This is a genomic window from Hydrogenovibrio kuenenii DSM 12350, from assembly GCF_000526715.1.
Lineage (GTDB): Bacteria > Pseudomonadota > Gammaproteobacteria > Thiomicrospirales > Thiomicrospiraceae > Hydrogenovibrio > Hydrogenovibrio kuenenii.
Genome location: NZ_JAGP01000001.1, coordinates 216062 through 237586, shown reverse-complemented (window position 1 = coordinate 237586; position 21525 = coordinate 216062). Strand labels below are relative to the sequence as shown.

Genomic DNA, 21525 nt, shown 5'->3' with positions numbered 1-21525 from the left:
ATGGCTTAATCGTCCAGCTCAGGTATCACCCCATGAAAAAACAGCGCTCATTGCCATATCTACAGACTTTCTTAGCTGTCATTTTTTTAAGCATTTCTCAATATGCGTTTTCAGCTGCGCCAACAAGCATTAAAGAGGCGATCGAAACCCAGCAACGAAGCCAGTCTGCTATAGAAAACATCGATGCCAATAAACAAATTGTTCGCCCTGGCAGCACGCCGCTTTCAACATTACTAACCCTCAAAGAACTCGTCAAACAGAAAAAATATGAAGAGGGAACCATCTATCTGGATTTGCGCTATCTGCCACAAAAAGTAAAAAAAGTCGGCGCCCCCAAATTGCTCAAACAATTAATGATTATCTGGCAGCAACAAAACCTTCTTGATCTAACGGCTGTCAGTAATTCGCCAGATGGCATGCAAAACGACGGGCTACCTCCCTATCGCGACCTGATTGGTTACCTAAAAAGCACCAAAGGCAAAATACCGGTTTACCTGCAAAAAGTGCCCGATCCAGCTGTCGGTTATCTCTGGAAAATATCTAACCGCACATTGATAAAAGTCCCTGCACTTTGGTCTGAGTTCGGCTACCCAAGTTGGGCTACCACCATCGCTAACTACCTACCTGACTTTAAGTTTTTTCATATGGAAAACTGGCAATTTGTTGGTGTGGTTTTCATTGTTGTGCTGAGTTGGTATGCCATCAAACTTCTAACGACTTTCTTCGGATTCATTTGGCTAAAGCTCTACCCTGAAAGAACTGCTTTCCAGCATTTTCTCGTAAATGGACTCCGTTTCGCAGTCACTATATGGTTGTTGCAATATGGCATTAACCAGCTTGGGCTATCCCTACAAGCCAAAGTTGTTTTAACATCTGGCATTCTAGACTACTTAGCAATCATGTTCTTAAGCCTAGGCATTATCGAACTGATTGCACAACGCCTTATCAACAAACTCAATGAAAAATTTTCTCGTGCGCTGATCCGACCCCTGTCCACAACCGTGAAAGTATTGGTCGTTATCGTACTGATTCTTAGCTGGCTAAGTGATGCCGGCTATAGCCTCACTACTGTTCTAACAGGGTTAGGGATAGGATCACTAGCCATTGCTCTGGCTGCACAAAAAACGCTCGAAAACGTTTTTGGCGCCTTTACCCTCTATATTGCCCGCCCCATCAAGCCGGGCGATTTTTGTAAGTTTGGCGAGATTACAGGAACAGTGGAAGAAATCGGGCTACGTTCAACCCGCATCCGCAAACTCAATCGCTCCATCGTGCATGTTCCCAACTCCATTTTTGCTTCAAAAGAATTGGAAAATTACGCCGAAATTGATCGTAGACTTTATAAAAAAGAACTCCGCGTTAGGCTTGATACATCCGTTGAACAACTCAGGCTGCTACTCATCGCACTGAGAGAACTCATTATCTCTCATCCTAAAACACTGGATATCGCAGCCAGAGCACGCTTTGAAGAAATTGAACGCGATGCATTTTTGATAGTAGTCAACGCCTATGTCAACACAAAGTCATTGCCTGAATTGAAGGCTATCGCCGAAGATCTGAATTTCCATATTCTTGATATATTACACAAGCTCAATATTCGCCTTGCCACGCCAGAGCAACGCATTGTTATCACCAAAGGACACCCCATCCCTGAAGACGTGCAAAAAGAAGCTGAGGCAAAAATTCAAGAACTGATTGAACAAGAAAAACTACCTTTCCCTAATTTTTCCGATGACGAAAAGGCAGCAATTAAAGATACCTTGGCCTATCCACCACCGGGCAGCCCAAAGAAAGAAAAAACCGAAGATTCATAACGAATATAGGAGAGCTATACATGGTCAGCTTAACCACCCCTGTTTGCGATTTTAACCAACCTGCAATTGATTTTGATCTACCTGGCATTGATGGTCAGATGTGGACTCTTGAAAAAGCAAAAGGGAAAAATGGGTTACTGATTATGTTTATCTGCAACCATTGCCCTTATGTCAAAGCCATTCAAAAACGTTTAGTTGAAGATACCCGCATCTTACGTGATGAGTACGGCATTAACAGCATCGCCATTATGAGTAACGATCCCAATGAATATAAAGAAGATTCTTTTGAAAACATGAAGGCCATCGCCGAGCAATGGCGATTTCCATTTCCTTATGTTCTGGACGAAACACAACAAGTCGCTAAAGCTTTCGGCGCGGTTTGCACCCCCGACTTCTTTGGTTATAACGCTGAGCTGAAACTACAATATCGTGGTCGCCTCGATGAATCTCGAAAAGAAACCTCTCCTGAAGGCGTAAAACGCGACTTACTCGAAGCAATGAAACAAGTAGCACAAACCGGACAAGGGCCTTTAGAACAAATCCCTTCAATGGGGTGCTCGATCAAATGGAAAGCCTAGTTTTGGTTGACTAAAGATGCAACGTTATCTTTCTAATTACAAAAGTCTCATTTCACTCACTGGTCTGGTGATTTGGCTAACAGGCTGTGCGACTTCTCCTCCAAGACAAGCCAGTTATCCTATTCATCACAGCCACAGCTATACTCAGCTTAAAACGGACTTTTCCAACACCAAAGCGGTGAGAAAAAAGCTATTGCGAGAATATTCAAAATGGAAACAAACACCTTATCGTTATGGCGGGGAGAGCAGAAAAGGCATTGATTGCTCAGGTTTTGTCCAGACGACTTTCAAGCAACAATTTGGTTTATTATTACCCAGAACCACCAAGCTGCAGGTTAAAACCGGACACTATGTCCCCATATCAAAACTTAAACCTGGTGATGTGATTTTCTTCAATATTGGTTTAGGGGTTTTCGACAGCGGTCATCACAACGGTATTTACCTAGGCAACCATCGATTCATGCATGCCTCAAGTAGTGAAGGCGTCACCATTTCAAATCTGGACAATTCATTTTGGCGCCGCCATTACTGGACAGCCCGCCGAATTGCTTACACCAGCAAACGCTAGCTTTTACCTACTTCCGCACCCAGCCTGGCAGATTTTGTTCATTTTAATTAGTTTGTCGCGATTTGATATTGCAGAAATTTCATAAACTTGACACAGACTAAGCGTTACTCACTAAGCCCTAAACTGGTACAATACCGCATTTACTTTAACCCCTGTCAGAGAAGCAATGAACACAGAATCAGCCGTCAAAAAAACAAACAAAAGCAATGCGCAACTCATTTTTATTGATAAGCGTAACCAGCCCATCAAAGAATACATTGTTGCCGTTGCTGCTTCAGACGGGCTTGATATCAAAGGTATTCAAGTCATTGCCTCGCCTGCCAAGGGAGAAAAAGCCCTATTGAGTGCTACGCTTAAAATTCCATCGCTTGAAGCATTGGACTTTAAAGATGCCAAGATCGTCGATAGCATTTTGCAAAACTTTGTCGTGAAAGATGAAATCATGAGCGTGGACACTTTTATTGAACGTGCCAGTGAAGATGACGATGTGCGCCAATCCTTAACACGTTCTGTTAAAAAACTTCGCAGCAAACTTTCGGAATTAATCGCTGAGTTTACTTCTTCTGAAGTTGTTAACCTTCTGCAAGAAGGGCGCAACGATGCGCACTTCAAACTGAAAGAACATGACAAAGAACTAAAAGGCAAAAAAATCTATTGCATCGACATTGAAGCAACCGATGTGTCCACCAGTGATGATGCCGATGTCATTCAAGTTTCTATTTGCGACTTGGAAGGCAAGGAAATCCTAAACCAGTTAATCAACCCTGGTTACGATATCCCTGAAAACGAAAAGCACAACATCACGACTGAAATGGTTCAGGATGCACCTTCTTTAACAGAGGTGTGGGACAGCATTCACCAGGCACTACTCGATGCCGATGTGGTATTGGCATACAGCACCGAATCCGACTTTGCCTATTTACAAAAAAGCGCTGAGAAAAAGTCACTGCCATTTGATCTAGACTATAACGCTTGGCTTGATGTCGCCAAACTGGCAACTGACCTGGTTGGCGCAATGCGTTGGCAGTCCGAACAAATGTATTGGTTCTACAAAACGCCAAAATTAACTGTCGCTTATGAAAAGATTTTGAACAAACCTTTCCCTGGCGATGCTCACGATGCTTTGGCAGATGCACAAGCTACCGCTGAACTTTTCAATGCAATGCTCAGCCTTGGACGCAAATCACAAATCAAAGCGAAAAAGCCAGAACCAGTGAAAAACACCATTTCCAACAACTTGTTCGCCTCAGCTTTTGCACAGGCAAAGCGTACAAAATAAGTTCGGGAGCTATCCAAATGACTACATCGTTTAAATCATTAGAAAAAGCACATCAAGGTGACACTTTTGACTGGGCAGAGCTAAAGTCTCAATTAAAGTTTGATGATAAAGGGCTAATACCCGCTATCGCTCAACAGCATGATACAGGCGAAGTCTTAATGATGGCTTGGATGAATGCTGATTCTATTGCTGAAACGCTAAAGACCGGACGAGTTTGCTACTGGTCTCGCTCACGCCAATCTTACTGGCGTAAGGGTGAAGAATCAGGGCAGATACAAGTTTTGAAATCCATGCGTCTTGACTGCGATGGCGACACCATTTTGCTACTGGTGGACCAAACCGGACCAGCCTGCCATACAGGACGAAAAAGTTGTTTTTATACTGAAATTTCACCGGAGTCGGCAGTTATCTTGACTGACCCTCTAATTGACCCAGAAACGCTTTATGCGAAAAAAGAAAAGTAACGCTCTTTATTTTACAAAGCTAAGTAGTTCAACGTAAAATGAAAAGCGAACCTTGGAAAACAGGCTTCAATTATGCAAATTGAAAACATGTCACCATCTAGTTTTATCGACTTTAAAGTCAGCACCTTGAAGCTGATTTTATTGTTGGGTGCCGCTATAAATTTAGGTTACACCTTCTTTGCGTTTTTTTACTTTGCAGAAGATCAACGCTTTTTAGGATGGAGTCATTTCGCTTTCTTCTTGGAAATGCTGCTGCTCTATCGTTATTTCAAAAAACGTCCTGACACCGCACTTTCCATTTCCTTGATTTTGGCTTTTTCTGGCTTTGTGTTTTTTTGCATCATGGCGTTATTGGTGCCAGAAAATAGTTTTCGTTTGATCTGGTTTCTACCGCTAATCATCTTTAGTTTCTTCTTTATTAATGCCATAACAGGTCTAAGTATTTTAATACTCACTTTATGTTTTGTGCTTTTAGCGCAGAGCTATCTACCGACCTATTTATCGGAGGATGCGCTGTATTCATTGATCCTTTGCTTAATCGCTATTGGAATTTTGGCACATCATTTCAGTAAGCAAATTCATTCTTATGAAACCGCCATCATCGAACAAAATCAACAACTGCAAAACCTGGTTACCCACGATCAAATGACGGGCGTACTAAATCGCCAAGGGTTACTGGATGGTTCAGAACAATATTTCAACCTTGCCAGTCGTCACTATATCTCCGCACTTTGTTTAGTGGTGTTTGACGTAGACCACTTTAAGCTCATCAACGACAACTATGGTCACCTTGTTGGCGACAAATCCATTAAGCTTATCGCTAAACTCGTTAAACGGGCACTCAGAAAAAGTGACTTAATTGCTCGCATGGGGGGCGATGAATTTGTACTTTTATTGCCGGAAACCAATGCACGACAAGCTGAAAAACTGATGATAAAAATTCAGAACCTACTATCAGAAACACCTCTGACTGTTGGTTCAGACGAGATATATATGAAGTTCTCTGCGGGTATTGCCCAGCACAGTCCACAGCACACTTCCTTTAAAGAACTTTTTAAAACAGCAGATGAAGCTCTTTATAAAGCCAAAGAGCGCGGTAGAAACCAGTTCTGCATGGCTGAAAGCGATGACGAAATGTCAAACTAATTCGGACGTAACCAAAGCCACTTCTCTCACCAGCATAGTGGCATAACTTCCTGCTGGGAGTGTAAAACTCAAAACAAGTCTGGTTTGGGTAAATTCTAGGCCATCTTGCAGCTCATCAGCCACACCACCTTCCGCTACGCCCTCCAGTTGCCAGGACAAGTCTTGAGGCAAAACGCGTAATGCACGACGCTCTTGTTTTAAACCGAACTTCTCCAAGCCCGTTTGCCACAAAGGGTAGTTCGCCATAATACTTTGTTCAAGCTCATATACCTTGGCTGTTGCTAAACTTTTTCCTCGCCCAGTTAAGGAGCCAGTTGGATGAATATCCAATTCTGTCACACGCTGCTGAATTTCAACATCCACTTCCGATACAAAACATTTTTGCGACCCTTGCAATTGGAACACATCACCCTCAATTGCCTGATTCCATGTATTTTGTTGAATACGCTCACTCAACTCTTCATTAAACATCCAAGAACGCGCAGCAGACAGGTAAAGCGATTTTTGATGACGCTTAGGTTTAATCTCACCATTAAACAGACGTGATGCCTGCGCTAGGTTCTGCATATCATTGCCAAAACGTTGCTCACCGAAATAATTTGGCACACCATGCACTTGAATGGCTTTTAGGCGTTCTTCAATTTGTTCAAGTCCACCTTCAACATTATTCAATGTGATTTGAAAACGGTTACCACTCAACCCGCCAGTTTGCAGCTTTCGGTTATGTCGAACAGCCTTTAACACCCTGACACCAGGGATAGATAATTTTAAAAAATCAGGATCGGGTTTTCCCGGTAAATGACAGCTCATCCACTGATAAGTTATGGCATGACGATCCTTCTTACCCGCCACCCCCATTTCCCGAGAGGTAATGCCAATATAACTGGCGATTTGTTTGGCAACCCAATCAGTGTTTTGACCCGTCTTTTCAACCCATATCCATAAATGCTCACCTTCTCCAAGCAAAGAAAAAGCAATTTGCTCTTCAACTCTAAAATCTTCAGGAGAAGATTTTAGAGTTGCTGTTACAGCAGGCTTACCATAAGCATAGGCCAAGGCATTCATATCAAAACAAATGTTTTTTTCCGACATTTTTATTTCCATTAAACCGACACAAAAAAGCCCGGTGCAGTACCGGGCTTATTCCAAACTCGTCCTAGCTTTAAACAGGATTACAGGTTTTTAAACAAAGCTTGAGCAATTGGCAATTCTTTACCTTCAGGCTTCTCGTCATAAATCTTGATGAGTACTTGACTGATATTACCTGGTGTCATGTAATCTTTAATCATCTGACGCGCACCCATAGGAGAATCTTTATTGATGTAATTATACAGATTTCTCAACATGCATTTATTATCGGGATCGGAAGCCAAAGGTCGAATGGTATTTCCACCACTTAATTTAAAGTTCTGTTGCGTGACGATCACTACGGTATGGTAATAATCGGAAGATATTGGCTTATCAAAACAAATCTGCAACATTCGATCAAAATTACCAGACCCCTTATCAATATTATCAACCAATTTTGCCGACACAATTTTTACTGGATCTTTAGAACAGCCCGATAAAAACATGACTGACGTTAACAACATTACCAAAGCAACCCAAGCACTGCGTTTCATCACCAGACTCCTTCCTTTACGCAAACTGACTAGCTTCATAAACCAAATTGAACAATTCAGCAATTCCGCGAAATAACCTTAGCAGAAAATCTATGGAAATTCGAGCTTCCAAGACACTTCAGCACCATCAACCACTCTAAGCAGTTTGTTGAATACCGGCTATTTGCCAATCCCCTTCACCTGCAGTCAAACGTCGAATATGCCAGATTTCATTAAAGGCATGGGCAAAACCACCCTGCTCTTCAACAATAAAGCCAGAAAAGCGCACACTGACAATGAAATAATTGCCATCAACAACCGTATCTGCAATATCTGCTCGTAACTCGTCAACCTGAGTAAAGTTAGCGGCCATATCAACACCTTGCATATCTTTTTCAAGTGCATCTATCAGCTCAGGTGCGCAATAAGCACGAATTTCCGTCAGATCTTGTGCATCCCAAGCCTTTTGTACTTCAACAAAATGGTGCTTTGCGTTCTCAAGAAAATCGTCTTTGTTAAACCAGCTTGGCATTTCTTCTACGCTCTGGGCATCATCCGAAATAGCTGATCCTATCATTGAACCCTGCAAATTGTGACTTGGTGCTGTTTGAGGGTTTTGCTCATATTGCTGCTCGTAAGATTCACGATAGGCAGGTTGACCAGCTTCGCCCGCTCTTTGATCATAAGAAGAGGTATAAACAGGCTGCTGACGTCTACGGAAGAAACTCATCAGTACAAAAGCAATTAAGATAAAAATCAAAATATCAAACGGCTGAATACCTTGAAAACCATCACCGAATAACATCGCAGCTAATAAACCGCCCGCCGCAATTCCCGCCAAAGGCCCCAACCATCTAGAGGCTCCGCTTGCTGGTCTTTGACCAGCAGATGCTTGTGGTTTTGCTTTTTGATAGTTAGGGGATGCTGGTCGTTTACTATATTGCTGAGGCGCAATTTTTTTCGAGTAGCCATAACTACCACCAAAGCCGAAACGTTTCGCTTCTGCTACCTGAGCAAAAGCAAGAAATGAAACCAAAGTCATGATGAGTATCAATGTTCTTTTCATATTATTCTATTTCCTCTGAACTTGAACCAGTTAGCTTACAGATTTACGCTACAAAATCTACCAGGCTGGGTAGATTATTATTTAAAGATTCATCTTTTTACAGCATCTAATTCAAACACAAAAGACATTTAAAACCAGCAATACATCATATTTTTCAAATATATATATTAAATAAATACCCCTAAAATACTTGCGTATATTTAAAGATTGAAATTTAATAGAAGTGTAGGCTGTTTACAAAAAAGCTTTAAACTTAATTAAAAATCATTAAGCAAAGTGCCAATGATGCTTATATTTAATTGAACTTCATAATCAAAGTTCCAAGGTTTTTTATATGGAAGTAGATGTACTAAAAGGACTTAAGAGATTACAGAAAGAGCCTTCTATTCCTGTACCTTTTAAATCTCTCCACGATTTCAACCGCTGGGCTGATGAAGTTCACCCTCTCTTAGCATTTAATATGTACCATGCTCAAAACTTCAAAAAAGCTAGACAAAATGCTAATAGCCAAGACTCTTCTGAAGCCTCCAAACATCACTCTGAACATATCAATAACGCTATCCGAATAGTCAACAACGCAATTTCTGTGCTGGAGAATAGACAGCAAGAACAACCTAAACCTAGTTGGACTCAAAAGCTTAAAGCACACTTCATTAAATATAGTGTCTTGTTAACTTTTGTGAGCTTTTTATCAGGTGCGGGAGCCATGCATTTACTTAACGCCAAAGCATTAAGTAATCTAGCTCAAGCGAATAAGATAGCTATGTGCGAAATTAAAAACACGAACAGAGTGCTTAGCGACCATGAAAAGGTTATTTCCTCTCTCGTGGAGCAATTAGTAAGTTATAACAAGCACCTTCCAGATGTTAAAGAGATTAATGCCGTCAATAAAATCCGGGATGATATCGAAAAAGAAAACCTGTCTTATGACAAGAAACTAAAACAGTTACAAGACAAATGCCGCATCTAAAAGTGAAGTGTAACTACTTCTTTACACAACGGGAAATAGTGTAATCTTTACCTTGTTTAACTTTATCGTAGTTACCAAACACTTCCATAAAATTACGCTTCATATATTGTCTTAGACCGTTAATCGTCACCACAACAAACTGTCCACCCGGCGCCAGATGCTGATGCACGTCATGCAAGATGATCGACAACATTTCCTTACCGACTTTTGCGGGAATATTCGACACCACAGTGGTGAAAACCTTATCTTTTGGTACGGCACTCAAACCATTAGACAAATAAGCTTTGGCATGACTTAAGCCATTTTGCTGAGCATTTTTATTCGCATAATCGACTGCAACAAAATCTTTGTCCACCATATGCACTTCACCTTGTGGTGCATGCGCTGCAATCGTCACTCCGATAGGACCATAACCACACCCAATGTCCAATGCAACTTCACCTGGTTTAATATCAAGGTATTTCAATAACAAGTCTGTACCCGAATCGATTTCTCGTGGTGAAAAAATGCCCCAAGTTGAATTAAAGGTCAATGCATGCCCTTTGAGTTCTGTTTGAAACTGTATGTCTTTTTTGAGTTCGTCAATTGTGCTCACTGTACTGCCTTAATATTTTTTACACCGCAAACAACTAAGAAAATAGTCGTCAAAAGATTCGGAAAAATCCGCCAAGTAACCGACTAGCTGATAAAATATCCGCCACTGGTTACTTGGAAATTTTCACGTTGAAAATATACGGTTCTCCTAAGTTATCGAAAATTATACAGGATTCCCCATTTAACGCTCGATTCATCAAATTAATGGTGTCGAACTTTTTAAAGTTTTTATGCATTCACTCAATAAACGTCAACTCGAAGCTGTTCTCCATGTACACGCACCCGCCTTGGTGCTAGCAGGTGCTGGCTCGGGTAAAACTCGCGTAATTACAGAGAAAATAGCTCACCTGATTCGTAAGCATGACATCAAACCCCACAATATCTATGCCCTGACTTTTACCAATAAAGCAGCGCGCGAGATGAAAGAGCGTGTCACCAAGTTATTAAAGAATGATCCTTCAAAAGGGTTAAATGTTTCAACTTTCCACAACCTTGGGTTGAACATCATTCGCCAGGAATATAAAGCGCTGGACTATAAATCGAACTTCTCGATTATGGACGCGACAGATACCAAACAGATCATAAAAGACCTGTTGAAAAAACAATCACTCGATGAAGAAGCGTTGGAAAATGCGCAATGGGACATTTCTAGCTGGAAAAACGCCCATATTTCACCGCAACAGGCATTAGAACAAGCTGAAGATAACCTTCAACAAGCACGCGCCGTTTTGTACGACCTGTACCAACAACAACTCAAGGCCTACAACGCTGTGGACTTTGATGATTTGATTGGTTTACCGGTGAGACTGTTTGATGAAAACCGTGAAATCCTCGACAAGTGGCAAAACAAAGTACGTTACTTACTGGTAGATGAGTATCAAGACACCAATGCAGCACAATATGCCCTGGTTAAACAACTGGTTGGTATTCAAGCGCGCTTTACCGTGGTTGGTGACGACGACCAATCCATCTATGCTTGGCGTGGTGCGCAACCGGAAAATCTGTCACTTCTAAAAGAAGATTTCCCGAATCTTGAAGTCATCAAGCTGGAACAAAACTACCGTTCTTCAAACCGCATCCTTCATTCTGCAAACGCTTTGATTGCTAATAATCCACACGAGTTTGAGAAGAAGCTGTGGTCTGAAATGGGTATGGGCGACATGATTCGTGTCATTGCCTGTAATGATGAGAACCACGAAGCCGAGCGCGTCATTTCCGAAATCATCGTGCACAAATTTAAAAACCGCACCCAGTTCAAAGACTATGCGATTCTGTATCGCGGCAACTTCCAATCACGCCTATTTGAGCGCGCGCTACGTGAGCAAAACATTCCTTATAAGTTATCGGGCGGCCAATCATTTTTTGATAAAGCGGAAATCAAAGACCTTTTGTCTTATTTGAAATTAATCGTCAACCCAGACGATGACGCTGCTTTTCTGCGTATTGTAAATACACCTCGCCGTGAAATTGGGGCTTCTACATTGACTAAGCTGGCAAGCTACGCCACTCAACGCAATGTAAGCTTGTTCGATGCCACACAAGAGCTGGGCTTGAGCACAGTATTGGATGATAAAGCACTAAAACGTGTCAGTTATTTTGGTGGGTTAATCCTCAAATGGATTAAGGACTCCGAAACATTGGAAGGCACTGAAGTGATTGAGTTCATTCGAAAACTGAATGAAGAAATCGAATATGACAACTGGTTAAGAGAAACTTCCAATACACCGAGACAAGCGGAAAAACGCATTGAAAACACGCGCGACCTTTTCCAGTGGATTGAGCGCATTATCGACAAGGCCAAAAACGAAGACGATGAAGACATCAAACTCGAAAAAATCGTTTCCTATATGACTTTGATGGATATGCTTGAGCGCAATGAAGAAGAAGTGGAACAAAATGAAGTCACTTTAATGACGCTTCATGCCTCCAAAGGTTTGGAGTTTCCACACGTATTCCTCATCGGCATGGAAGAGGAACTGTTACCTCATAAACAAAACCTTGAATCGCCTGGACTCGAAGAAGAGCGACGTCTTGCTTACGTAGGCATTACCCGAGCACAAAGAAGCTTGACCATGACTTATGCGAAAAAGCGCCGCAAATACGGTGAAGAAATGCGCTGCGAACCTAGCCGATTCTTACATGAACTGCCAGAAGAATTGCTGGAATGGGAAGGCAAACCGGGTGTCGTCGTTTCCGAAGAAGAGAAAAAACAAAGCGGCAATGCCGCGTTAGACAGTTTAAAAGCCATGCTGGCATCAAATGGATAAAACATCCTCCAACTAGAAATGAAACCAAAGGAATAACTTCATGATTTCCCCGTTTCAAATGGCACAACTCCCAGAAATCCATTTTGGCTGGGGCTGCCGTCAACAACTTACCGATAGCCTTTCCAGTTACGCCTCTATCGTCCTGATTTCCAGCCACACCCTAGCCCAGCCTGGCAGATTTTCATCAGAGCTATTGGAACAACTGCAACACCAAGGAACACGTGTCGCGTTATTCTTGGTTTCTGGCGAACCTTCACCCGAAACGGTTGATGCTATTGTTGATGCCAGCCCAAGTAATGCTCAAGCGGTGGTTGCCATTGGCGGTGGTAGTGTTTTAGATGCTGCCAAAGCCGTTGCTGGCTTGATACCCAACGGCAACTCTGTCATGAACTACCTTGAAGGCGTTGGTAAGGGCGAGCCATTTGACGTGGAAACTCTGCCTTTTATCGCAGTACCAACAACAGCGGGTACAGGCAGTGAAACCACAAAAAACGCTGTGCTGTCTCGACTTGGTCAGTTCAAGAAATCTTTCCGTGACAATAAGCTACTGGCAAAAGACGTTTGGCTTGACCCCGAACTATTGGTAGGCTGCCCACAACCCGTCCTGTACAGTACGGGGATGGATGCTTTCACCCAACTATTAGAGTCATACACCACCCTAAAAGCAAACCCAATTACTGATGCTCTCGCTTGGCAAGGGATGACGCTGTTTAAGGGCGCGTTTGAACTATTGGATAGTGACTCGGATAACGACAAACAAACCGGTTATGGCAACTTAATGCTAGCCGCAAGCTTATCAGGTATTACTTTGGCAAATGCAGGGCTTGGTGCCGTCCATGGTTTAGCAGGACCCATTGGTGCTTTTTTTGAAGCTCCCCATGGCATTGTCTGCGCAAGACTTTTAGCGCCTATTACCGCTGCCAATATCAAAAGTTTGCAACAACAGAACGATGAAACAGTACAAAGCACCTTAATAAAGTATGCACGTATCGGTCGTTTGCTTTCTGATGAGAAACAAACAGAACCGACCAATGAAACGCTTAATACTGATTTATTAAAATTAATCGAAATATTGCAACATATGACAGAGCGTTATGCGCCTCAATCACTTGCTGAATATGGCATAACACCTTGTCAGCTTGACCCTGTTATTGCCAACTGTCGTGCAGGGAGCATGCTAGGCAATCCAGTTGTATTATCCGATACTCAATTACTTGACGCGATATATGAGTCTTTATAATCCAAAAGCACTGTAAAACGCTAGATGCTCTTAGTACTTTTAAGTAGAATAACAACCGATACGTCTTTTATTCAGGTATAAAAAAATTATGTTACGCACCCTTCCATTGGTTTTACTTTGTAGCTTTCCCCTTGTCGTCACAGCTCAAGACGCCGAAAATAACTTTTCCAACTCTCCGGCAATGAAAACACTACTGGACAATGACGGGAACGTTAAAAAAGACATCAATGAATACAAGGACTTAGACCAAGACGGCGTGCCAGACAAGGATGACTTTTGCGCCAATACTGCAAAAGGAACCAAAGTCGACAAACGTGGCTGTGAACTGGACAGCGATGGGGATGGTATTTTTGATAAAACAGACCAATGCCCAAATACCTCACCGGGTGTATCCGTTAACTTCCTTGGGTGTGAAGGCGATGAAGACAAAGATGGAGTGCTTGATAGCAAAGATAAATGTCCCGGCACCCCTCTGGGCGTAAAAGTGAATCAATACGGTTGTAAAATTGACAATGACAAAGATGGGGATGGGGTTATTGACTCACTCGATCAATGTCCTAACACACCGAAAGGCTATATCGTTAACAAGTATGGCTGCCCACCAAAAACCAAGGTTTCCATTCAAGTTATTTTCCCAGTAGGTACATGGAACATTCCTTCAAGCCAGAAAGAACAACTGGAACGAGGTGCAAGTAAACTAAAAGAGCTACAACCTGATGAAGCGGTATTGATTTCCGGCTTTACTGACAGTAGTGGTAAAGCTGAAACCAACTTGAAACTATCATGGGAAAGAGCGAATAGCGTTAAAGATTACATTCTGAGTAACTTCAGCTACCCGAAAGACAAGTTCTACGTTATTGGCCGCGGTGCGCATGACCCTATCGCATCAAATAAAACCAAAGAAGGCAGAAAGAAAAACCGACGTATCGAATTTGAAGTACTAAAACTTGATAAGATACCTGAAGCGGCGCGAAAAAATATTCCTCAAGCAATGAGATTGAAAAAATAATCAGAGTAAAAAGGGGCAAGGATGCAGCGGTTTATAATTGGTATAGGGGTCATAACACTAAGCCTATACTTCATAAAATTAGCCGATGCATCTAGGGCTCCTGAAGTTGTCAGCCCTGCTGAAATTCAAAAAATCAAACAAAAGTACGGCATGCTTGCCGCCAACCGCTTAAAGGCATGGCAATCATTGGTTAATGATGCCTATGGCAAACCAGAAAGGTTGCAGTTAAGCATGGTAAATAACTTTTTTAACGGTGCAAAATACGTTTCGGATCAGAAAAACTGGGGCAAACAGGATTACTGGGCAACCCCGATCGAAATGTTAACGAAGGACGCTGGTGATTGTGAAGACTATGTCATCGCCAAATACTTTACCTTAAGAGCACTCGGAATCTCCGATAAAAAACTTTACCTGACTTATGTTAAAGCCATTAGATTACGGCAAGCGCATATGGTTTTAACCTATTTCAAGAAACCAAAATCCATCCCCCTTGTTCTTGACAACCTAAATACCCGAATCAAAAAAGCAACACAACGACCAGACCTTGTCCCGATATACAGTTTTAACGGTAGTGGTCTCTGGCTGGCAAAACAACGCGGCAATGGAAAAGCCGTACAAGGTGGCAATAAACAACTCGAACAATGGCAAACACTGCTCAAAAAATTAGATAAGAGGAGTTCATCATGAGCTTAAGCAAGCAAATGATTTTATTTATTTCAGGCATGTTGATGATTCTGTTAATCGGAACTTTTATCCTGAACTTTAACAACACCAAAACATTCTTAGAGCATCAACTGAAATCTCACTCTCAAGATACTGCAACTTCACTTGGGCTTTCTCTTAGCTCCGTTGCCGATGGTGATGATACCTCCTCAATGGAAACCATGATTAATGCAGTGTTTGACCGAGGTTACTATTCTGTGATTGCACTCTACGATGTAGATGGCAAGCTTATTTACAAACGCACGAATACCGATAGCATTCAAGGCATCCCCAACTGGTTTATCCACCTTATCCGCATCACTACGCCAAAAGCTGAAGCACTGGTGCAAACTGGCTGGGTTCCTGTTGGCAAACTCAAGGTCGAAAGTCATCCTGGCTACGCTTATATTGAGCTTTGGAAAACCACGATCACCCTGATTATCTGGTTTACTCTTGCTGCGATCCTTGCCATTGCCTTGGCGATTTATGCGTTAAAAATCATGTTAAACCCGTTGAAAAAACTTGAGAAACAAGCTGAAGCGATTGTTAAAAAAGAGTATCTCCTACAGAAAGAGATGCCAAACACCACTGAATTCAAGCAAGTGGTTTCAGCTATGAACACCATGGTTCATAAGATGAAAGACGTGTTTGACAGAGATGCAAAAATGTCTGAAAAGTTACAAAAAATCGCTTATCAAGATAGTGTTACAGGTCTTTCAAACCGCCTACACTTTGAAATGAATATCGACACACTGATAGACCCAAAAAATGAAGCGCTTCCTGGCTCTATGGTTTTAGTGCGCATCCAGAACTTGAAAGACATCAACGACCAATTTGGTTATCCAATCGGTGATAAATTCGTCAAATTACTTTCGGCTGAGCTGACTAACAACCTTAATTTCAAAAATGCATTAAAAGCTAGATTGAACGGAACCGAACTAATTTCTGTCATCCCTAACAGTCAAATAGAAACCATTATTGAAAAAACAGAAGCTTTTTTAGCGGCCTCTCATGCAATACTTGATGAACTGAATATATCAAACGATTACTTAAATATTAATGTGGGCATTATTCACTATGAACCTGGTCAAACACGAGGGGAGTTATTAACCAATCTGGATATTGCAGTAGCGCAGGCAGCTCAAAGAGAACCTAATAGCTACTGTTATACTGCGAATGAAAAAGCCCCATCGGATGAACAAATTTGGCATGACACTATTGAGCTTGCCATGAAAGAAAACCGTTTCGTTCTTTTCCAACAGAGTGCTTACTCTGCTGATCGCCAAGTTCACTCCAATGAACTATTAATTCGCATGAAAGATAACAATGGCGAATTACAATCAGCAGGGTTCTTTATGCCTACTGTTATTAGGTTGCATAGAGAAAGTGAAATTGACCAACTGGTGGTAGGTTTGGCAACAAGTTTTATTGATAAACACCATCAAGGCTTTTCCTCTCGTTTATCAATAAATCTAAGTGGCACTACGCTCGAATCTTCAAAAGAAAGAGAAAAACTATTAGCTGAAATAAACCAAGTTAACCGCAAATATTTTGCATTTGAAATTTCTGAGACACTCATTTCAGATGCAAACCAACAGGCTTATCAATTTGTAAAAGATCTCGGCCAACAAGGCTTCCAATTTGGTATTGATAACTTTGGTTCTCAGTTTAGCAAACTTTCTTTCTTGCAGGACTTACGACCTGACTTTATCAAGTTAGACATGTCATTTACACATGTCATCGAAAAAGACGAACAAACCCGCTCTTATGTATCAAGCTTGATCGAAATGTGTAAGAGCTTGGATATACTGGTCATTGCAATGGGTGTCGAAAATAATGTTCAGCGTAAGGCATTTGAAGAACTGGGCGTGAGCACTTTCCAAGGTTATTTGTATGGCGCACCCAAACCGCTGTTTTCCCCAGAATAAAAAAGGTATATACTTTAGGACAATTTAAACTATGTCGGATACCACTGGATCAAACACCTTGAATAATGAAACCGATAAAAGTCTGGATTTAGAATTTCATGACCCTTTGCTAGACTGCTTGGTTCTTTATTGCAAAACGCAAGGGCAAAACCTATCCAGTCATGCCTTAATAGCAGGACTTCCTATAGATAATGGAGAGCGCCTCACGCCCGAGTTATTTACCCGAGCTGCTGAACGAGCGCAGGTTCAAGCAAAATTCGTACAACGACAGTTGACGGACATTCCTTCATTAGTTATGCCATGTATCCTAAACTTAAAAGATGACCAAGCCTGCATTTTAGAGTCTATTACAGATGGCCAAGCCAGTATTATCCTGCCTGAAATGGGAGGTAGCCTCAAGACCGTTCCAGTCAGCGAACTCAAAGAAAGTTACCTTGGTTATGCCATTTATCTTGGCAGTAAAGTAACGCAAGCGAATAAAAAAGAAAATCTGGTTACAAAAAACGAAGGCCATTGGTTCTGGCATACTTTCTGGGACAACCGTGCCATTTATCGCGATGTACTCATTGCTTCTATTGTCATCAACATTTTCATTCTTGCCAATCCGCTCTTTGTCATGAACGTTTATGACCGTATCGTCCCTAACAATGCTGTTGCTTCTTTATGGGTACTGGCAATCGGCATCAGTGTCGTTTATATGTTCGACCTGTTACTCAAGTCGTTACGCTCCTATTTCCTAGAAATAGCTGGCAAAAAAAGCGATGTCATCATGTCATCGAAACTATTTGAGCAGACACTCGACTTAACGATGGAAAACCGACAAGGCTCTATTGGTGCTTTTGCCAACAATCTTAAAGAGTTCGACAGTATCCGAAACTTTTTCACCTCCGGCACTATCGCCTCTATTGTTGATTTGCCTTTTGTAATTATTTTCTTACTCGTCATTTTCTACATTGCGGGGCCAATTGTATTGGTTCCGATACTAATCATTCTCGTGATTCTGCTATACAGTTTGATTATGAAAGATCGGATTATGAGCAGCATTGAAGCAACCTATGAAGCCTCTGCACAAAAAAATGCCGTGTTAATAGAAACCCTAACCGCTATCGAAACCATTAAATCTCTTGGCGTTGAAGCTCGTTCGCAATGGAAATGGGAGCAAGCCGTTGGCGAGATTGCAAAAGCCAGTATCAAATCAAAAATGATGCAAAGCTCTATCGGCAGAATGACAGGCTTCATGCAGCAAATGAGTACCGTATTCATTGTGCTAACAGGTGTCTACATCATCAAAGATGGAAACCTCACCATGGGGGGGCTAATTGCCACGGTTATGCTCAGCCAGCGTGCCATTGGCCCTATGGGACAGTTTGCCAACCTAACCGCTTCTTATCAGCAAACGCGCACTGCACTCAACTCACTGAATGAGCTGATGAAAAAAGAAACAGAGCGCCCTGTTGGTAAACGTTTTATCCAACACCCTGTATTTAACGGAAAAATCGAATTTAACCATGTCAGCTTCACTTATCCTGGAGATGCTAAACAGGCTTTACACGATGTTTCATTCAAATTGGAACCCGGTGAAAAAGTGGGCATTATTGGTCGCGTGGGTTCAGGTAAAACAACGATTGAAAAACTAATTCTCGGCTTCTACAAACCCGACACAGGATCAGTGCTCATAGATGGAATCGACATTACTCAACTTGATCCTGCTTCACTTAGACACAATATCAATTATGTCCCGCAGGAAGTGACACTTTTTAGCGGTGATGTCCGTGAAAATATCGCCTATAAAGCACCCTACATTGAAGACGATAAAATATTACATGCCGCAAAATTAGCCGGGGTTGATGACTTCATTAAAACCCACCCTTCCGGTTACGGCTTAATGGTAAGCGAGGGTGGAACCTCTTTATCTGGCGGACAAAGACAAAGCATTGGTGTCGCACGTGCACTTTTATTACCCGCTCCAATTTATCTATTTGATGAACCAACAAATGCGATGGATTCTAGTACTGAAATGACACTAATTCAGCGCTTAAAAGCAAATACGATTCAAGACACCATGATTGTCGTCACTCATAAAATGAGTATCCTGCAATTAGTAGATCGTTTGATTGTATTAGATAATGGAAGAATCATAGCCGATGGACATAAAGAAACCGTACTGGAAGCTCTAAAATCGGGACAACTGAACAAGCGAGTAAATGAAGATGTTTAAGAAATTTCTTGCGCTAGGAAAACAGGTAAAGTCCACCAAACAAATTAAGCAAACTGAAGTTGCCGAATCTGATTTGGAGTTCATGTCAAGCTTAAGTCAGGCCGCCCTAGAAAAACCGACTATCGGGTCGCAAGTCATGGTTTGGCTGATTTTCTTAGTAATTGTGTTTTTAGTTGTTTGGGCAAGTTTTACAAGTTTAGATAAGATAATTAGAGGTGAAGGTAAAGTTGTCCCTTCGAGTCAAATTCAGGTAGTACAAAACTTGGAAGGCGGGATTGTCTCCAATCTTTTCGTTAGAACAGGGGACAAGGTTCGCAAAGGTGAAACTCTATTAAAGCTCGACAATACCCAATACTCCAGTAGTTTTGGAGAAGCAGAAACCCAAAAATACGACTTAGAAGCGCAAGCCGAGCGCCTCAAAGCTGAAGCTTTTGATAAGCCATTTATTGAAAAATACCCTTCGGATGATCCGAATGTGACGAGAATGTTCGACCGAGAGAAAACGCTTTACTTGAACCAGCTCAATCAGCTGAAAACCAACATCCACATTCTCGAACAACAAATTGTTCAACATCGTTCAGAACTAGAAGAAGCTCACAACCAATCCAAACAACTAAAAAAATCTTACGAGTTACTGCAAAAAGAAATTCAGATTATGGCCCCGCTGGTCAAGGAAGGGATTGCTTCTCAAGTGGACTTACTGAAAACAAGACGTGATGCGAATGATGCTTATACCAAGCTTGAATCGACTCGTATCTCTATTCCTAAACTTGAATCAGCTGTTAGAGAAGCGGAATCCAAGCAGAAAGAAGCCAAACAAGACTTTCAAAACAAAGCACAAGAAAAACTCAACGAAGTCCTAGCTAAGCTAGAACAAATTGAAAACTCACAAACGGCTATCGAAGATAAGGTTCGCAGAACCAATATCCGTTCACCTGTAAACGGTGTGATTAATCAGCTGATGGTTTCCACTATTGGTGAAGTGGTCAAGCCGGGTAGCGATATTATCAAAATCGTACCTGATGATGCTTCTTTGGTATTAGAAACTAAAATTCAGCCTTCTGATATCGGGTTTGTTTACCCAGGTTTAAAAGCCAAAGTAAAATTTACGGCTTATGATTTTTCGATTTATGGTGGCTTAGAAGGTACGGTTGAGAACATCTCGGCGGATACCATCGTTGATGACAAAGGCAACAGTTTCTATATTGCCAGAATCAAAACCAATAAAAACCACCTAGGAACCGATAAAAAGCCGCTTTACCTATTGCCAGGTATGCAAGCCACGGTAGATATTGTTGTCGGTAAACAAACGATTATGGATTACTTAATTAAACCAATTATCAAGGCCAAGGACTTGGCATTAAGAGAGTCATAACTAAAAGTTTTTTATGGCTCAATTAAAAAAATAGGTACAATAGTCGCATTCAGACAAATATAGTAAAAATACTTAACCAATTACTGAAAAGTACCCAATAATGACGCATTTACTGCTTTACACAACTGATGAAAATAGCATTAACAATACCTCAGTAGCAAAAAGTCAGGATTGTGATGTTATTTTTGATTTTGAAGAAGCTTTAAGCTATGTCCCATCAGAAGTGATGATTCTAGTGGTACTCAACCCACTAATTGATAAGGAAAGCATACAAGCTCTTATCGCTCGGGAATATCCGATTATATTATTATCTAACTTGCCAACCACAGAAGAAGCTTTGGCATGGTTTGCGCTGGGAGTGAAGGGTTACCTTAATTTATATGCAAGTGAAGAGAGAATTCGTCAAGCAATTGACGTAGTAGAGTCCGGTAATATCTGGCTAGGCCAAAACGTAATGCAAGCACTCATTACCCAAGCAACTAGCCAACCCCAGGTTTCCGAGGGCTGGAAAGAACTGGTCACGGAACGTGAAGATGAAACCTTAAAATTAGTCATGCAAGGCTTAAGCAATATGGAAATCGCCGAAGCCATGCATATTAGTGAACGAACTGTCAAAGCGCACATTAGCCATTTGCTGGAAAAGTTTTCCGTCAAGGATCGTTTGGCCTTGGTGCTGTGCATTCAAAATTGGCAAACTTAAATATAA

Annotated in this window: 19 protein-coding genes; 15 read left to right on the top strand and 4 right to left on the bottom strand. The window is 41.6% G+C overall.

Going from position 1 to position 21525, the window contains the following annotated elements; genetic code table 11:
- Window positions 1-32 precede the first annotated feature (32 nt).
- From N745_RS0100980 to N745_RS0100955, 6 genes are all read left to right on the top strand, one after another.
- Window positions 33-1814, top strand: a complete 1782-nt coding sequence (locus tag N745_RS0100980; protein WP_024850278.1) for a mechanosensitive ion channel family protein — start codon at window positions 33-35, stop codon at window positions 1812-1814.
- Window positions 1815-1834: 20 nt separating this feature from the next.
- Window positions 1835-2392 carry a thioredoxin family protein gene (locus tag N745_RS0100975; protein ID WP_024850277.1) on the top strand — a complete coding sequence of 186 codons (558 nt, stop codon included), beginning with the start codon at window positions 1835-1837 and terminating at the stop codon, window positions 2390-2392.
- A gap of 16 nt (window positions 2393-2408) precedes the next feature.
- Window positions 2409-2960: an NlpC/P60 family protein gene (locus tag N745_RS0100970; RefSeq protein WP_024850276.1), complete on the top strand. Its 552-nt coding sequence runs from the start codon at window positions 2409-2411 to the stop codon at window positions 2958-2960.
- Window positions 2961-3126: 166 nt separating this feature from the next.
- Window positions 3127-4239, top strand: a complete 1113-nt coding sequence (locus N745_RS0100965) for a 3'-5' exonuclease (RefSeq protein ID WP_024850275.1) — start codon at window positions 3127-3129, stop codon at window positions 4237-4239.
- A 17-nt stretch (window positions 4240-4256) separates the two neighbouring features.
- Window positions 4257-4703 (top strand): phosphoribosyl-AMP cyclohydrolase, encoded by a 447-nt coding sequence (gene hisI, locus N745_RS0100960; protein ID WP_038070547.1) that lies wholly within the window; start codon window positions 4257-4259, stop codon window positions 4701-4703.
- 72 nt (window positions 4704-4775) lie between these two features.
- Window positions 4776-5849 (top strand): GGDEF domain-containing protein, encoded by a 1074-nt coding sequence (locus N745_RS0100955; protein WP_024850273.1) that lies wholly within the window; start codon window positions 4776-4778, stop codon window positions 5847-5849.
- Here N745_RS0100955 and truD read toward each other — a convergent pair.
- From truD to N745_RS0100940, 3 genes are all read right to left on the bottom strand, one after another.
- On the bottom strand, window positions 5841-6941 hold the full coding sequence (gene truD / locus N745_RS0100950; RefSeq protein WP_024850272.1) for a tRNA pseudouridine(13) synthase TruD: 1101 nt from the start codon (window positions 6939-6941) through the stop codon (window positions 5841-5843). The two genes, N745_RS0100955 and truD, sit on opposite strands and share 9 nt — an antisense overlap.
- An 80-nt stretch (window positions 6942-7021) precedes the next feature.
- Window positions 7022-7471, bottom strand: a complete 450-nt coding sequence (locus tag N745_RS0100945; RefSeq protein WP_024850271.1) for a hypothetical protein — start codon at window positions 7469-7471, stop codon at window positions 7022-7024.
- Between the two features lie 136 nt (window positions 7472-7607).
- On the bottom strand, window positions 7608-8516 hold the full coding sequence (locus tag N745_RS0100940) for a Tim44 domain-containing protein (protein WP_024850270.1): 909 nt from the start codon (window positions 8514-8516) through the stop codon (window positions 7608-7610).
- Window positions 8517-8850: 334 nt separating this feature from the next.
- Here N745_RS0100940 and N745_RS0100935 point away from each other — a divergent pair, with 334 nt between their 5' ends.
- Window positions 8851-9486 carry a hypothetical protein gene (locus N745_RS0100935; protein ID WP_024850269.1) on the top strand — a complete coding sequence of 212 codons (636 nt, stop codon included), beginning with the start codon at window positions 8851-8853 and terminating at the stop codon, window positions 9484-9486.
- A 13-nt stretch (window positions 9487-9499) separates the two neighbouring features.
- On the opposite strand, the gene N745_RS0100930 is transcribed toward N745_RS0100935, so the two are convergent.
- Complete coding sequence (locus N745_RS0100930; protein ID WP_024850268.1) at window positions 9500-10081, bottom strand: class I SAM-dependent methyltransferase; 582 nt, start codon at window positions 10079-10081, stop codon at window positions 9500-9502.
- 229 nt (window positions 10082-10310) lie between these two features.
- Here N745_RS0100930 and rep point away from each other — a divergent pair, with 229 nt between their 5' ends.
- The 8 genes from rep to N745_RS12145 all read left to right on the top strand — a co-directional run bounded on the left by rep (window position 10311) and on the right by N745_RS12145 (window position 21519).
- Entirely contained in the window at window positions 10311-12347 is a 2037-nt protein-coding gene (rep, locus tag N745_RS0100920) for a DNA helicase Rep (RefSeq protein WP_024850267.1), read from the top strand.
- A gap of 40 nt (window positions 12348-12387) precedes the next feature.
- A complete protein-coding gene (locus N745_RS0100915; protein ID WP_024850266.1) occupies window positions 12388-13587 on the top strand; it encodes an iron-containing alcohol dehydrogenase in 1200 nt (399 codons plus the stop codon).
- 88 nt (window positions 13588-13675) lie between these two features.
- Complete coding sequence (locus N745_RS11530) at window positions 13676-14596, top strand: OmpA family protein (protein ID WP_024850265.1); 921 nt, start codon at window positions 13676-13678, stop codon at window positions 14594-14596.
- 21 nt (window positions 14597-14617) lie between these two features.
- Window positions 14618-15283: a transglutaminase-like cysteine peptidase gene (locus N745_RS0100905; protein ID WP_024850264.1), complete on the top strand. Its 666-nt coding sequence runs from the start codon at window positions 14618-14620 to the stop codon at window positions 15281-15283.
- A complete protein-coding gene (locus N745_RS0100900) occupies window positions 15280-17226 on the top strand; it encodes a bifunctional diguanylate cyclase/phosphodiesterase (RefSeq protein ID WP_024850263.1) in 1947 nt (648 codons plus the stop codon). Before N745_RS0100905 ends, N745_RS0100900 begins: the two co-directional genes overlap by 4 nt.
- Window positions 17227-17257: 31 nt before the next feature.
- Entirely contained in the window at window positions 17258-19444 is a 2187-nt protein-coding gene (locus tag N745_RS0100895) for a type I secretion system permease/ATPase (protein ID WP_024850262.1), read from the top strand.
- Window positions 19437-20819 carry an HlyD family type I secretion periplasmic adaptor subunit gene (locus N745_RS0100890; protein ID WP_038070816.1) on the top strand — a complete coding sequence of 461 codons (1383 nt, stop codon included), beginning with the start codon at window positions 19437-19439 and terminating at the stop codon, window positions 20817-20819. The genes N745_RS0100895 and N745_RS0100890 overlap by 8 nt, the downstream gene beginning before the upstream one ends.
- Before the next feature lie 100 nt (window positions 20820-20919).
- On the top strand, window positions 20920-21519 hold the full coding sequence (locus N745_RS12145) for a response regulator transcription factor (protein ID WP_024850260.1): 600 nt from the start codon (window positions 20920-20922) through the stop codon (window positions 21517-21519).
- Window positions 21520-21525 lie beyond the last annotated feature (6 nt).